Source organism: Macrococcus animalis (assembly GCF_047425875.1).
In the GTDB taxonomy this organism is placed as follows: domain Bacteria; phylum Bacillota; class Bacilli; order Staphylococcales; family Staphylococcaceae; genus Macrococcoides; species Macrococcoides animalis.
The window spans coordinates 803,464-817,331 of record NZ_CP179727.1 but is presented as its reverse complement, the minus strand read 5'-3'; the positions used below and the strand labels follow the sequence as shown (position 1 = coordinate 817,331).

General features: G+C 33.8%; 16 protein-coding genes. 9 read left to right on the top strand and 7 right to left on the bottom strand.

Going from position 1 to position 13,868, the window contains the following annotated elements:
- The first annotated feature begins 250 nt into the window (after positions 1 to 250).
- The 4 genes from glmS to ACMGE9_RS04140 all read left to right on the top strand — a co-directional run bounded on the left by glmS (position 251) and on the right by ACMGE9_RS04140 (position 4,502).
- Positions 251 to 2,053 carry a glutamine--fructose-6-phosphate transaminase (isomerizing) gene (gene glmS / locus ACMGE9_RS04155; RefSeq protein ID WP_414044001.1) on the top strand — a complete coding sequence of 601 codons (1,803 nt, stop codon included), beginning with the start codon at positions 251 to 253 and terminating at the stop codon, positions 2,051 to 2,053.
- Between the two features lie 243 nt (positions 2,054 to 2,296).
- Positions 2,297 to 2,806: an immunodominant staphylococcal antigen IsaB family protein gene (gene isaB / locus ACMGE9_RS04150; protein WP_414044000.1), complete on the top strand. Its 510-nt coding sequence runs from the start codon at positions 2,297 to 2,299 to the stop codon at positions 2,804 to 2,806.
- Between the two features lie 146 nt (positions 2,807 to 2,952).
- On the top strand, positions 2,953 to 3,498 hold the full coding sequence (locus tag ACMGE9_RS04145; protein ID WP_414043999.1) for a hypothetical protein: 546 nt from the start codon (positions 2,953 to 2,955) through the stop codon (positions 3,496 to 3,498).
- A gap of 236 nt (positions 3,499 to 3,734) precedes the next feature.
- A complete protein-coding gene (locus ACMGE9_RS04140; protein WP_414043998.1) occupies positions 3,735 to 4,502 on the top strand; it encodes a hypothetical protein in 768 nt (255 codons plus the stop codon).
- A gap of 67 nt (positions 4,503 to 4,569) precedes the next feature.
- Here the strand turns inward: ACMGE9_RS04140 and ACMGE9_RS04135 are convergent, their stop codons facing one another.
- A complete protein-coding gene (locus ACMGE9_RS04135) occupies positions 4,570 to 4,953 on the bottom strand; it encodes a hypothetical protein (protein ID WP_414043997.1) in 384 nt (127 codons plus the stop codon).
- A gap of 2 nt (positions 4,954 to 4,955) precedes the next feature.
- A complete protein-coding gene (locus ACMGE9_RS04130; protein WP_414043996.1) occupies positions 4,956 to 5,312 on the bottom strand; it encodes a hypothetical protein in 357 nt (118 codons plus the stop codon).
- Between the two features lie 120 nt (positions 5,313 to 5,432).
- Here ACMGE9_RS04130 and ACMGE9_RS04125 point away from each other — a divergent pair, with 120 nt between their 5' ends.
- The gene (locus ACMGE9_RS04125) at positions 5,433 to 6,149 is read left to right on the top strand and encodes an alpha/beta hydrolase (RefSeq protein WP_414043995.1); all 717 of its coding nucleotides are present in this window, start codon (positions 5,433 to 5,435) and stop codon (positions 6,147 to 6,149) included.
- A gap of 96 nt (positions 6,150 to 6,245) precedes the next feature.
- On the opposite strand, the gene ACMGE9_RS04120 is transcribed toward ACMGE9_RS04125, so the two are convergent.
- Entirely contained in the window at positions 6,246 to 6,788 is a 543-nt protein-coding gene (locus ACMGE9_RS04120; protein ID WP_414043994.1) for a hypothetical protein, read from the bottom strand.
- A gap of 224 nt (positions 6,789 to 7,012) precedes the next feature.
- Here ACMGE9_RS04120 and ACMGE9_RS04115 point away from each other — a divergent pair, with 224 nt between their 5' ends.
- Entirely contained in the window at positions 7,013 to 8,119 is a 1,107-nt protein-coding gene (locus ACMGE9_RS04115; RefSeq protein WP_414043993.1) for a glycerate kinase, read from the top strand.
- A gap of 13 nt (positions 8,120 to 8,132) precedes the next feature.
- On the opposite strand, the gene ACMGE9_RS04110 is transcribed toward ACMGE9_RS04115, so the two are convergent.
- Positions 8,133 to 9,035 carry a lysostaphin resistance A-like protein gene (locus tag ACMGE9_RS04110; protein ID WP_414043992.1) on the bottom strand — a complete coding sequence of 301 codons (903 nt, stop codon included), beginning with the start codon at positions 9,033 to 9,035 and terminating at the stop codon, positions 8,133 to 8,135.
- Positions 9,036 to 9,147: 112 nt separating this feature from the next.
- Here ACMGE9_RS04110 and ACMGE9_RS04105 point away from each other — a divergent pair, with 112 nt between their 5' ends.
- The 3 genes from ACMGE9_RS04105 to ACMGE9_RS04095 all read left to right on the top strand — a co-directional run bounded on the left by ACMGE9_RS04105 (position 9,148) and on the right by ACMGE9_RS04095 (position 13,010).
- Complete coding sequence (locus ACMGE9_RS04105) at positions 9,148 to 9,693, top strand: hypothetical protein (protein WP_414043991.1); 546 nt, start codon at positions 9,148 to 9,150, stop codon at positions 9,691 to 9,693.
- A gap of 384 nt (positions 9,694 to 10,077) precedes the next feature.
- Positions 10,078 to 12,231 carry a Z1 domain-containing protein gene (locus ACMGE9_RS04100; RefSeq protein WP_414043990.1) on the top strand — a complete coding sequence of 718 codons (2,154 nt, stop codon included), beginning with the start codon at positions 10,078 to 10,080 and terminating at the stop codon, positions 12,229 to 12,231.
- Between the two features lie 209 nt (positions 12,232 to 12,440).
- Positions 12,441 to 13,010: a hypothetical protein gene (locus tag ACMGE9_RS04095; protein ID WP_414043989.1), complete on the top strand. Its 570-nt coding sequence runs from the start codon at positions 12,441 to 12,443 to the stop codon at positions 13,008 to 13,010.
- Between the two features lie 80 nt (positions 13,011 to 13,090).
- On the opposite strand, the gene ACMGE9_RS04090 is transcribed toward ACMGE9_RS04095, so the two are convergent.
- Genes ACMGE9_RS04090 through ACMGE9_RS04080 form a run of 3 tightly spaced genes read right to left on the bottom strand, consistent with a single transcriptional unit; the run spans position 13,091 to position 13,731 of the window.
- Positions 13,091 to 13,270, bottom strand: coding sequence for a hypothetical protein (locus tag ACMGE9_RS04090; RefSeq protein ID WP_414043988.1), 180 nt, complete (start codon positions 13,268 to 13,270; stop codon positions 13,091 to 13,093).
- 50 nt (positions 13,271 to 13,320) lie between these two features.
- Positions 13,321 to 13,500 (bottom strand): hypothetical protein, encoded by a 180-nt coding sequence (locus ACMGE9_RS04085; RefSeq protein WP_414043987.1) that lies wholly within the window; start codon positions 13,498 to 13,500, stop codon positions 13,321 to 13,323.
- Positions 13,501 to 13,515: 15 nt separating this feature from the next.
- Positions 13,516 to 13,731, bottom strand: a complete 216-nt coding sequence (locus ACMGE9_RS04080) for a hypothetical protein (RefSeq protein WP_414043986.1) — start codon at positions 13,729 to 13,731, stop codon at positions 13,516 to 13,518.
- Between the last annotated feature and the right edge of the window lie 137 nt (positions 13,732 to 13,868).

Below are 13,868 nucleotides of genomic sequence, written 5' to 3'. Positions count from 1 at the left end.
GAGTTTAATTGAAAGTGAGGGTAGTTGAAAATAGAATATACAGCGCCAGAACAGGAAACTGTTGACGAGGAAGATGGTTATCGAAAATTCGGCGGATGCCATCACGGATGTAGCTATTCGGTAGTTGATGAACAAACCACTTGGGCAACTGGGTGAACAAAAGACATCAACAAAGCACAAATAAGTATTCTTAATAAATAAAACTTAAAATATATTTAACATAGCGCAAGTCGCTCAGGAGGAAATTATTATGTGTGGTATCGTAGGTTATATTGGAACGCAAGATGCAAAAGAAATTCTATTAAAAGGTTTAGAAAAATTAGAATACCGTGGTTATGATTCAGCGGGTATCGCTGTTCGTAATGGTGAAGATGTACGTGTTTACAAAGAAAAAGGACGAATTGCTGAACTACGTAAAGCTGTAGATGCTTCATTCGAAACATCAACTGGTATTGGTCATACACGTTGGGCTACTCATGGTGTACCTAATCGTGAAAACTCACATCCTCATAGATCTGAAACAGAACGTTTCACTTTAGTACATAATGGTGTTATCGAAAACTACGAACAATTAAAAGAAGAGTTCTTATCTGGAGTTACATTCAAGTCAGATACTGATACTGAAATTATTGTTCAATTAATTGAACACTTTTCTAAACAAGGTTTAGAAACAGAAAAGGCATTTACTGAAGTAATAAAATTATTACACGGTTCATATGCTTTAGGCTTATTAGATTCACAAAGCCCAGAGGTAATTTTTGTTGCGAAGAACAAATCTCCTTTATTAGTTGGTTTAGGTGAAGGATTTAACGTTATTGCTTCTGATGCTATGGCGATGTTACAAGTGACTGATACTTATGTTGAATTAACTGACGGTGAAATCGTATTAGTAGAAAAAGAAAAAGTGACAATCAAAGATGTAAATGGAAAAGAAATCAAACGTAAGCCTTACAAAGCAGAAATCGATGCTTCTGATATTGAGAAAGGAACGTTTGCGCACTATATGCTAAAAGAGATTCACGAACAACCTGCAGTTATGCGTAGAATCATCCAAAAATATCAAGATGAAAAAGGCGAATTAAAAATTGATAAAGATATTGTTAAAGCTATTCGTAAAGCAGATCGTATCTATATCGTTGCTTGTGGTACTTCATACCATGCCGGATTAGTAGGTAAAGAATATTTAGAAAAATGGGCTAATGTTCCAACTGAAGTACATGTTGCTTCTGAGTTTGTTTACAACATGCCATTATTATCTAAGAAACCATTATTCATCTTTATTTCACAATCAGGTGAAACAGCAGATAGTCGTGCTGTTTTAGTTGAAGCAAAGAAATTAGGTCACCCTGCATTAACAGTTACAAACGTACCTGGTTCTACTTTATCTCGTGAAGCAGACCATACATTAATCTTACATGCTGGACCTGAAATTGCTGTAGCTTCTACTAAAGCGTATACAGCACAAATCGCAGTATTAGCAATCTTAGCACAAGTTGTTGCAAAAGATGCTGGTATCGATACTGGTGTTGAATTATTACCTGAACTTGCAAAAGTAACTTCAGCTATCGTATCAATCGTTGATGATGCAGATAAGATGGAAGATATAGCACGTCAATTTTTAGAAACAACTCGTAATGCGTTCTTCATCGGCCGTACGATGGACTTTTATGTAGGTCTTGAAGGTGCATTGAAATTAAAAGAAATTTCTTACATCCAAGCAGAAGGATTTGCTGGTGGAGAACTAAAACACGGTACGATTGCTTTGATTGAAGAGGGTACACCTGTAATTGCTTTAGCAACACAAGAAGCTGTCAACTTATCAATACGTGGTAATGTTAAAGAAGTTGTGGCACGTGGTGCAAACCCATGTATCATTTCAATGTCAGGATTAGAGCAAGAAGGTGATGCATATGTAATTCCAGCTGTACATGATATGTTAACACCTTTAGTATCAGTAGTTACTTTACAATTGATTTCTTACTATGCAGCATTACATCGTGACTGTGATGTTGATAAACCACGTAACTTAGCGAAATCAGTAACAGTTGAATAATTAATTTTTCAAGCACTTCACATTTTATGTGAGGTGCTTTTATTTTTGTAAGCAAAGTGTTAAAAGTTATATGGTTGTTTTGGTATAACACTTTTATGAATGTGCTGTTAAAATTCAAGTGTGAAAAATCACTCATATAAGCACATTTTGTAGTATTTGTGAACATGTAAATAAATGGTTGTAAACTAGTACGAATGGGACTAAACTGTAGTTGAAAATACAAATAGAAGGAGAGTGTAAAATATGAATAAAGTATTTAAGTCAGTTAGTACTTTAACAATCGCATCTTCACTATTACTCGGCATAGCTGCAGTAGCACAACCAGCTCAAGCAGCAACGAAATCAGTAACACCATACTATACTTACAAAGGATACGTTAAAAACAACACGAAATTTTTGTTGGACAAAAACTTTGTACGTGCCTTAAAGTATGATAACTTCAAAATCAATGGTCACAAGTTAAATCTTAAAGGGAAGCCCGGAGCCAGTAAAGATTTTATGAAGTATGATACTTACTATTACAAAGACAAAAAGAACCGTGTAACAATGATTAGACCGTTAGTAGGGAATGCAAAGCAAGTAACATTAAAAGCATTCTTAAAAGCACACAAAGGAAATAAGCTCGTAAAAAAAGGAAAAGGTGAAAAGCCGAATATGTATGAAGTGTACTACAAAACAAATGGTGCAGAGTACATGGCAATGTTCCAAAAAGGTTACCTAACTTATTTTGAATATGGTATCTACGAAAAATAAGAATGAAAATATCTCATGCAGAAGCATGGGATATTTTTTTGTTTACAGCAAATTAATTGGATGCAAAAAAACTTAATTTATCAATATTTCACTTCCTTATTTACAAAGGATTGTTATATAATGGAACTAATAAAGGAGTGATTTTAATGAAAAAATTATTCAGCTTTTGCATTGCTTTAATTTTACTTTTCACTTTAACAATAGACGTCAACGCAGCACTAAAGAAGCCGAGTGTCCCTAACTTAAAGAGTAAGACCGCAATTCAAACAATGAAAAAAGGGACATTCAAACTTAACGGAATAAAAATAGGAAACACCTATGGTTACGTAAAACAAAAATGGGTTAAGCCATCATTTAAAGTTAATTCGTTATATCAACGCTATGACTTTGAATACCACTATTTAACTGAGCGTGGAGATAATACAATTCTTTATTTTCAAGGAAAACGTGGAGACAAGCCTGAGCAATATCGTTTACGTTCGATTAGTTTTGCAGGGATTCCTCAATACTTTACAGTCAGCGATATGAATAAATATTGGGGAGAAGGAGATCTTTATTACCCCCAAGCTGAAACAATTAATTATATTCAAGGTAATGCGTTACTATCATTTGATATCAATGGGAGCTTAACTTATGTTGCAATGCTACATAAAGAAGATATAAAAGAAATATTAATAAAATTTGCATTTTAATAAAATGAATTAAGCGTACATATCTGTTAGATATGTGCGCTTATTTTTTACAATTCTACGTATTAATTTTTAGTTAAATCTATAAGATTATTGCTAATTATAACGAATGTTTTAATAATATAATTCTATGTTAATCTTGTTAATGTTTAGTTAGTTTATGTTATTTTTAAAATTTCTAATTTTACAATTAAATTACATCATTTCAATATTATAATTAACACGGAGGATATATTCTATTGAATACGATTGATATGTACTTAGCATTAGATGACATTTATAAGAAATTTCCAGAATTAAAGACAAATAAGTCTGATCAATTGATATTACGTACACTCATTTATACAAATTATGCCCTGGATTCAGTGGAATATATCACTGGAGAAGACAAACAATCGATAATGAATATATATCAAAAAATCATGAGTGATCACCATCCTTCTCTACTAAGAAAAAGTGCAACTGAATTTAATAAAAAGCCTGAACCTTCTAAACCACGTCATTTCAAACGTATGGAAATGATTGAATTTCTTAAAAATGAATTACGTAAAGAAAACCCTAAGATAGAATTTATTAATTTGAAATATAATATATTGTCATGTCAACTAGGAGAACGATTCTTTACAATATATGTGAGTACGAGTCGGGATTATGAATTTCTTAAAGAAGAAGAACTCATCATTAAAAAGCGTGTTGCAGCATGGCATAAAGGTGACGAAAAAATCTTCTCTGCTCATGATTACTATGCATTAATGGTGAAGAAGGATAAAAATTCAGAGTATATAACAGATAATGAGCAAGCAATAGAATATTTAATACTGGACCAAGAAGAAATGCAAGAATGGTTAAATAAAAAGAGTAAGACACAAAGTGGTATGATTAACTGCTATGTACATTATATTCAACAGAAGGACAGTTCGATCATTAGAAAGATTGAAGATTCAAGAGAACATCCGAAGATTTCTTTAATAGAGTATCATAGAAGAGGATATGTTATCAGTGAGTAGCGTTCAACTAGATTGGCAATCGCTGATTCAAGATATCGCGTTAGAAAAAGCGTAGGACATGAGCGTCCTACGCTTTACTTTTGCTATTCAATTGATTAAATCGCGTACGAATTTCAAAGAAAATTGAAACGACAAGCATGAATTGAACGATTTTAGAAACGATACCAAGATTGAAAATGAAGATACATATTAATATAGCGATTCCCAATAAAAAAAGAGCGATTGCTATGTACAATTGCTGTTTAACTTTACCTGGTGTAATGACTTTACCACTTTGTGTTAACATTGCATTATATAAATTAAATGTCATAAATAAACCGATAGAAATTAAATATAATGCACTCACTATCATTTTAGGGTCACTTTGTTGTATACCATCATAGACATTAAATAATTGTACACCGAAAAAAAATAATGCAAGAAAACCGAATAATATATTACCAAACTTCATAACTATCTCCTTTTGATTGCCTTAATAAGACTATATGATAATAATAATATCATAAGTATCTCAAGGATTCTCATAAACCAACTATAATCCACCAGAAACATACCAATCAATAAGCCAATCGCAAGGATAAGTAACATACTACATAAACCGATGAGTAAAGTCTGATGTGCTTTCCGTTCAGTATAACCTTCACTTGTTTCAATCCAGAACATTAAAAGTAAGCCTAAAATGGATAGACTATAAAGTCCGCCTATGACTTCTTTATAATCTTCTATCATTAAACCGGTGATGACTGAATATATATTACCGATAAGACCTATCGTTAGAAAGAATATTAATAGTACGATTCTTATAGACATTAAATAACCATCCCTTCAAATATATATTACCATTAATTGATATAATTGTCATAGAAGGTATATAGGCAAATCGTTATGTATTAATGGTAAGATAGACTAATACTGAATGGGGGATTAATTATGAATATTGAGAATAGAACGATAGATTTATTTATACCAGATTATGTTGAAGAAAATGACACTTTACCGTTAATCGTTATGCAAGATGGGCAATTTGTACTTGAAAATAAAGAAGGTCATTTAGGTTTAGAAGATTTTATTAATGACAACAAATTAAAAGTAGCGTTACTTATCGTTCCTTGTAATCTAGAAAACCGAAAAAATGAATATTGCCCTTATCAAAGTGGCGTCTATGCGGATGAAACAATTAATGAGCAAATTAAATTAACACCTGTAGGGAAAGATTATGCGAAGTATATATCAGAAGTTGTTATTCCGCATGTAGTTCAAGACAATGGATTTAGATTTACGAGGGTTTATCTTGCTGGAATTTCTCTTGGAGCATTAATATCTATGTATATGCTTGCTACTTATCCCAATAAATTTGATGGTATAATATCAGTTTCTGGGGCGTATTATATTAATCAAGAGGCAATTGAAGAAAAGATTAGAGAGAGTAGTATAAGTAATGCACATCGTATATACATTGATTATGGAACAGAAGAGAATGATGATGAATTGATAGCACATAGATTTATTGAAAGTAACAATCGTATAGCGGGGATTATTCAATCTAAAGGATCAAGATTGAAACATAGTGTATTTGAAGGTCATAAACATAATTACACTTATTTTAAAGATAGAATGAATAATGCTATAAAAGAAATAATAAAATAGGCTGTTTTCTAAAGGTGAATTTGAGAGTTCAGCTTTAAGAAAGCAGTGTGAGTGCACGAAAAAAGCCAAGGAGATGTTTCCTTGGCTAAAATTTTATTAAAATAAGTAATTAGTATAAGTTATTTCATCAACATACCATTTATATCTAATCTTTTTATATGTTATGTCTAAATGATCCCCATAACTATAATTTTTATAACCATCACTAGTATAAGTATGTGACGGTTTCCCAAAATATTTGTTCACTTTTGTCAGTTCATATTTATTATAGTCATCATCTATTGAAATGTATTCAATACGAGTGTTATTGATATTAGCTTTAGTACTTGGATAAGATAATGATGCGTATAAATAGCCATTAGACCCATAAGAAGCAGTTACATCTGTAGATCCATAGCCTCTTGAAGTAGATGAACTGTTAGGAGCGCCCCATGCGTTTACCATGAATTTACGAGTGTTTCCTAACTTAATACCATAGTATTTGAATGTACCATTTTTTAAAGCTTTAGCATTTGTATAGCTATAAAGATAAGGTAACTTGATATTTGCATATCGTAATTTGTGAGATGCTTCAGTTGTTGGTGCAAAGATAGAAGCAACTAATGAAACGGCTAAAGCAGAGCTAATAATTTTCTTCATAATGGTCTATCCCCTTTGGATGTGATAAACATATTATAGTCTAAGTTTAGAAAATAAGGAATAAAAAAATGATATAGGAGTGTTTTAATAAATTATGCATTTTTTGAAGAGATAGAGTGTATGGTTAAAAAAGATATGAACACTTTGGAAACTAATAATGATGATAGTAATCTGGTAATAACTAATGTGGTATCATAAATTGAAATAGTTGGGAGATGATTACTATGAAAATTTTAATTGCGCCGGATTCTTACAAAGAGTGTTTAAGTGCAATTCACGTAGCAGAGTGTATGAGAGATGGGTTAGCAATGTCATTATCTAATACTGAATTTGTCATTCGTCCGATGGCGGATGGCGGTGAAGGGACAGTTGATGCATTAATTTATGGCTTGAAAGGTGAACGTAAAGAGATTCAAACAGTTGACATGTATCGTCGTCCGTTGATGACGTATTATGGTGAGATTGATAAGACGACTGCCGTCATTGAGGTGGCAAACATTATTGGCATGGAAGTGACGCGTGAACGTAATCCACATCTCGCAACAAGTTATGGCGTAGGTGATGTGATTCGTCAACTTGCAAAGCATGGTTACAAGAAGATACTAGTCGGCCTAGGCGGAAGTCTAACAAATGATGGGGGTGCAGGTGTTCTAGAAGCACTTGGCTTATCGTTTATTGATAATTGTGGTAATTCACTTGAAGTAAATGGTGGTAATTTAAGTGATATTTCATCGGTTGAGGGAAATTTAATTGATTGCTTATCAAATATCGAGATTGTCTTAGTGTGTGATGTTGAGAATCCATTGATCGGTGAAATGGGTGCAACATATACTTACGGTAAGCAAAAAGGGATTGAAGTAAACGAGATGTCAGTGTTCGATGAATCAATTGGCAGATTTGCTCGTCTTGTTTCAGAATATATTGGGTTAGATGCAAGTGAAACGCCAGGTGCAGGTGCTGCGGGTGGTATCGGTTATGGGGTGTTATCTGTTGGTAGTAAGATTGAACCAGGTGCGGAATATATTGCTGACATCGTATTAGATGACTTGGATATGGACACTTTCGATTATGTATTTACAGGAGAAGGCAAGAGTGACTTCCAAACGAAATATGGGAAGTTGCCTGTTTGTGTAGCGAAACGTGCGAATGCAAGTGGTGCAAAGTCTATTCTTGTGTCTGGTGGGTTAGGAAAGAAGTACGATGATTTATATGAATATTTCTTAAGTATGCATTCAATCACAGATGGTCCCATGGATTTAGAGTATGCAATTAAAAATGCTGAAACATTAATTACAAATACCTGTCGAAATATTGGCAGACTATTAGTATAAATAAAAAAAGAGCCTAGGCTCTTTTTTTCATTCCATATTTATCTATACTCAATTTAAGTAATATAGCAATCACGATTAAAGAAACAATCGTTACGATAACGCCACCTTCTAAACCAAACTTTCCACCATTAACTAATGATAATTCCATGTTGGATTTCGAATTAAAGATAGTACCGGGTAAAGCTTGTCCACTGACTTCATTACCTAAGAACACACCGAGCGTAATATTCCAGAAACTATGTGCAGCCCCTGTTAACCAAATATTATCAGACCAGTAGAATAATAATGAGAACACGATGCCAGCTAAGAATAGATTCACAAAGCTTAGAATACTTGTATTTGGATTTAAGAAGTGTAAGAACGAGAAGAATGCTGAGTTGATGATAATCCCAGCAGGCACACCAATTTGATAACTTATTTTATTCATTAAGAAACCACGCGCGATGACTTCTTCCGTTAAACCTTGTATCATGAATAGTGCAACGAGCCAAGTGATTGTAACCCAAGGAATCGATGCATTCAGTGTGCTACTCATAGCGCCAAATACTAAGTTGATTACATAAACGATCATGATGATGAGTATCCCTAAACATAAACCCAGGAAGTATTTAGATATAATCTTTTCCTTAAAGAAACCTAACGCTTGAATAGGGTGACGATAAGCATATCTGTTAATTAAGAGACATGCAGCAAGTAAGAAAGGGAACATGAGTAGACCGATTAATGTACCTAATGGCTCAGCCATTAAATCATTCATCGTTGCTGATGGATTAAAGGCTAAGAGAATTGGGATAATGATAAATCCCGCAAGCATTTGTACAATAAAGAAGATGGCAAACGCAATAAGTATAGTAGCATACCAGGGGATATTATTTGGTGACTTTTTAGATAAGGCAATACTATGGTTGAAGTGCATAGAATATTCCTCCAGTGTAATTTTAAAACTAGTATATCATAGAAAAATTACATTATATCAAGATAATGTAGTAAAATATAGCATATGTGAATTGAAGAACGGAGATGGATAAATGAAATTAAGAACAATGATTACAATATTAATGGCAGCAGTGATACTTGCTGCGTGCGGCAAAGAAGAAGCAGCACCGAAAAAAGAACAAGTGAAGCAGGAGAAACAAGAGAAAAAAGAAAGTGCAGCTGAAATAGCAAGAAATAAAATTAAAGAGAGCCGCGAGAAGAAACAAGAAACTTCGACTGAAACGAAAACAAATGAAAAAGCAGTTGTGACGGAAGAAAGTAAAGAAAATATTGAGACGAACGAACCTGCGACAACAGAAGCAGTACAGAAAACGAATGTAAATAACATTACAAACCGTAGTATGTTAAGTCAAATTATATATAGTAACGATTATACAGCAGCAGAGAAGATGTCAGCATATCAAAGTGGAGTAGCAAATGGAGTGATACCTCAAGGAACAGATACATCATCGCCAGCTGCCGCTTTTGAAAGTGCAATACGAGCTGAGCAAGCGGAAACTCAAACGCCGCAAACAACTGAACCTGCAACGACAGCTCCAGCAATTGATCCGAATACAGGATTACCCGCGCAACAGTAGGGATTGTTGAGGTATTGAAAGTGAAAGCGTAAACGGCTGTAAACAGAAAAAACAGCCGCGTACGCGAAAAAATAGGATAAGTGAAAGCGTAAGCGGCTGTAAACAGAAAAAACAGCTGCGTGCGCGAAAAAAATAGGAACCGTGAAAGAGTAAACGGCTGTAAACAGAAAAAACAGCCGCGTATGCGAAAAAATAGGAACCGAGATAGAGTAAACGGCTGTAAACAGAAAAAACAGCCGCGTGCGCGAAAAAAATAGGAACCGTGAAAGAGTAAACGGCTGTAAACAGAAAAAACAGCCGCGTGTGCGAAAAAAATAGGAACCGAGATAGAGAAATCGGCTTACTTGCTGGTTTCTTTTTATTGCTTAATTTAGGAGAATGACAATGGAACTAATCGAAGGGATATTCATAAATACACTTAAACATAAGAATAACTATACTGATAAAGAATTGATTGTGATGCATGAGACGGTTTCAAAATTAATTAACATTTCAACGAATGAAAATAAACCGGGTATGCTACTCGGTCGAATTCAATCAGGGAAGACACGTAGCTTTATGGGCTCCATGGCAATGGGCTTTGACAATGGATATGATGTAGTAATAATTCTAACGAAGAATTCCAATGCATTAGCGAGACAAACATATGAACGATTGCAAAAAGAATACGAAGAGCTTATTGATACGGATTATATTTCTGCATATGATATCATGACTTTACCTGAAGATTTGCGTAAGTTTGAACTGAATAAGAAGCTAGTGATTGTCGTGAAGAAAGAGAAGAAGAATGTTGAACGATTATCGAAAGCATTATTTGAAACGTATCCAGTGTTATCACAACGTCAATTGATGATTATTGATGATGAAGCGGATTATGCTTCAGTCGTTTATGACAAAGATAAAGATAAGAACTTAACAGAATTAAAGATTATTGCCTCACAACTTGATCAAATCAAAAGAAATGTTCCTACAGCAGCTTATTTACAAGTGACTGCAACACCATATTCACTTTATTTACAACCCGATAGTGAGGTCCTAGAGGCTCGTGGTTATCAACCCAAACGTCCAGCATTTACTGTACTAGTACCTACGTTTGATGGATATGTCGGTGGACAATTCTACTTCGAACAATCGAAATTAGAACATCCTGCTAGATATGTCTATCAACCTATTTCAGACACTGAACTAGAAATATTACGTAAAGAGGATAACCGTCGTGCGAAAGATGATTATTTACTGACATCAAAGAACTTTAATGGCTTACGCAAAGCGATTATTAACTTTGTGGTGGGTGGTAAAATACGCAATTTACAGCAATTGCATCATCAGGAACGTCCTAAGAAATATGCATTTATTATGCATACTATTACGACGAAACGTGCACATGAGTGGCAATATAAATTGGTATTAAAGATAGAGCGTAAACTAATGGAATTGTTGAAAAGTGATGAAGTAGCATTTAAAAATTTAATTCAGACATCTTACGATGACTTCAGACAATCAACAGTCTCGAGTTATTTCCCGGGAATTAATGAAGTCTATCAAACAGTTAAAAATGCATTCCTAGATGAAGAGTTGCTCATATCCATTGTCAATTCAGAGAATGACGTAAACCAACTGCTCGATAAAACGGGTGAATTGAAACTTCGAGCACCACTTAATTTCTTTATCGGTGGTCAAATATTAGACCGTGGAATAACGATTGGTAATCTCATTGGTTTCTATTATGGACGTGATCCGAAGAAATTCCAACAAGATACGGTGTTACAACATTCACGTATGTACGGGGCACGACCGAAAGATGATTTATATGTGACACGCTTTTATACCACACATCGTATTTATGACGTAATGGAACGTATGCATCAGTTTGATGAAGATTTGAGAAGTGCGTTTGAATCAGGTCGTAACGCTGGAGAAGTTGTGTTTATGAAGCATGATACGAATAAAGAAATCTTGCCGTGTAATCCGAACAAGCTATTATTATCCAAAGTCATTACGATAAAAGCGAAGAAACGTTTCTTACCTATAGGCTTCCAAACGAAAAGTAAGAGTGAAATGACTCGTCTCATGAAAAAGATTGATACAGCGATTTCAAAACTTAGACAATATACTATTAAACAAAACGTGCTAGATACACGTCATATACTTGTACCGATTGAGAAAGTCATCCCGATTCTAATCAATATACATGAAACACTTGTTATGGAAGAAGGCTATGAGTGGAACATTGAAACGTATACGTCGATACTCAATTATTTATCGAAATTATCAACGAATGATAGAGGCTATGTTTGGGTTATAACACGTGATAATCGTAATATATCAAGATACCGTCAAGATGGATTAAGATTCGCGGATCGTCCTGATAACGGACAGGATGAGTTAACACAAAGTTATAAGCTCGGTACAACACACCCGACACTGATGTTACTGAGACAGAATGGTGATGAAGCACATGGGTGGCGTGGCGGCGCATTCTATTGGCCAGTTATCGTTGCCCCAACCAAACTGAATACAGTCGTATTTGAAGGCTAAGAAAAAGAATTATACAAGTAAATATGGATGACATAATACAAATTTATAGGAATGTATTATAATCAAGTTGATATTAATAATTTATAAACTTATAAAAGGTGATTTTGATGAATCAAGTAACTGTGCGTATACTACCCAATTTACTACATGCTAAAAATATCTTGCGATTGCTCTATTTAAATCTTGCTTTAACCTTTGGGGTTTATAATATGTTTTATCATCTTACACCATCTATTCGTCACATTGGAGAGATGCCTTTAATCTTGATATCTGCTATTCTATCTTTCTCAATTACATCATTGGGCATACTATTTTTACTTATCAATTCAAAAGACACTATGACGTTATCAGCAGATGCAGTAACGTTCCATACACAGAAACAATCAATTACTATACGAGCATCAGATATTCATTATTGTTATGTTGGCCCCAAAAGCATTGTGCTCTATGGTAGGCGTAAAGAGATAATCTACGGTAAAAGTAGTGGTTCACGTCGAAAAATGATTGGATTATTCAAATATTATGGTTATGAAGTTGTCAAATTTGAACCTTATAAAAATGAGTACATCAAATGGTACAAAGACCATCCAAGTTTAGATGAAGTTGATAATGATCTAATAGAACAATATTTGTACTATCGCAGTATTGAAAGCTCTAATGAAGAAAAGATGTTAAGCAGATTAAGAAATAATGGTATCTATATCAAAAGAAAAGCATCTGGGACATACTTCCGAAAAGTCATAGATGACCCGGAGATGATTGATCCGTTTAAACGATAAATGAAATTAAGGAGTGTTATTAGTATTAAATAAAATAAACGTGAGCATTGTGCTCACGTTTATTTGCATACTGATATGAATTATGAATGATTTCTGTGATGTTCGCGTTCAACTGCATCTAGTTTGTTATCAATCGTTGAAGTATTCTGCTTAGCTGCGTTCTTTGATGAATTAATCATCATAATGACAACCCATGCGATAATTCCAAAGATGACGACTAGGAATATTAACATAGGTATTGAAATAGCTACCATTAACATCGAATCACTTCCTTTTAATAATCTATACCCTAAATGATTAAGATTAAGTATTATTCCGGTGGACCCATCGCTTCCACACCGCTACCAACACTTTCATCGTGTTTTGTATAAGGATCGTGTTTATCTAGATGATCTCGACCGTATCTATAATGTTGAATTAACGTTGGAATACCAGCCATAACTAAGATGACGAAGAGTATTAATAATAAACTTCTAACGATTTCAAACATATTATACCTCCATTCTTAGTGGAAATAGTTTGGACTATTATCTCCACCATATTCTCGTTTCGTGTAAGGATCATTTTTATCGATATGATCTCGTCCGCGACTGCTAAATTTATGTGATATAAAAGTAATGATGCCTGCTATTAAGATTAACCCGCCGAAATAGCAAAGTGGAAGTATCACTTGTGTTAGCGTATTACCGACGTACAATAAGGAAATTAAATATTCGAACATAAATATCACGCCTTAATATTTATATTGTAATTATTCACCGTATGAATTGTGATAAACATATCAAAGGAATATTAACACTAAATAACTTATTACTGTTAATTGTAATATTAAGGTTATTTTATTTTATATGTGATATA